Below are 802 nucleotides of genomic sequence, written 5' to 3' on the forward strand. Positions count from 1 at the left end.
AGGCCGACCACTTACTCCGCTCGTGGGAGCACCAGGGTTTGCTCCACGCCACCACCGCGCGGTAACTTGCCTTCGCTCACGCCTCATTCAGAGGCTCGCGCTGCGAGCACGCAGAGAAAGTGAGAAATTATAAATCCCCATTGTTCGGTGTTGTCACTTTGTCATTCACTCCCGAAAATCTGTTGCATTGGCTTGAGAGTGCTGGGCGATATTCCCAGGTTCATTGATTAGACACGTCCGTCTCACACAAAGCCGCGGCATCAGCATCGTTGCGCGCAAGGAGCGCCTGCAGAACTGCCAGTGCGGCTTCATCTGCCGCTGCAGCCGCAAGCTCGAAGACGGCAATGGCATAGGCCTCAGCATCATCGGCGCGGATTTCCAGCCGATGAGCCTTGTGGCGTTCTGTCCAAAGGGCCCCACCTGCCACAGACCTGACTTTTTGCTCCGCGAGCCACGTCTTGACCCTGATATTAGCCGCTTCAACGGTCACGCGGTTATCGTAGATGCGCTGCTCGACACGGTCGAGTTGGCTCTCAAGGACATCCTGCGACTGGTCGAAGGTCGCCGCGCCGTTCGATTTAAGCGCCTCAAGCCGGCGGTCCATCCCGTGAAGCTTGATCCGCAGCTCGTCGCAAAGGCGGCCGATCCGCTCACTCATTCGCGTCTCCTGTAAGGTCGGACCCTAGCGGTCGAGGCAGATGTGGTCTGAGGCCATGTTCCGCCTGCTGCAGCGAAGCGCTCAAGGCTGCTTGTCCAAGGCCCAGAACTCCACATCCCTTGTGGCCTGCTCATGGGAGAGGCC

Annotated in this window: 1 protein-coding gene; it reads right to left on the reverse strand. The window is 59.2% G+C overall.

The features are described 5' to 3' along the window. Positions 1–220: 220 nt before the first annotated feature. Positions 221–658 (reverse strand): hypothetical protein, encoded by a 438-nt coding sequence (locus FS320_RS44440; RefSeq protein WP_152718789.1) that lies wholly within the window; start codon positions 656–658, stop codon positions 221–223. Positions 659–802: the final 144 nt, after the last annotated feature.

Source organism: Microvirga tunisiensis, assembly GCF_009296175.1.
GTDB lineage: Bacteria > Pseudomonadota > Alphaproteobacteria > Rhizobiales > Beijerinckiaceae > Microvirga > Microvirga tunisiensis.

What these genes read in the sequence shown, in the direction of transcription:
- FS320_RS44440 (WP_152718789.1), bottom strand. Translation starts at nt 658, where the DNA reads ATGAGTGAGCGGATCGGCCGCCTTTGCGACGAGCTGCGGATCAAGCTT.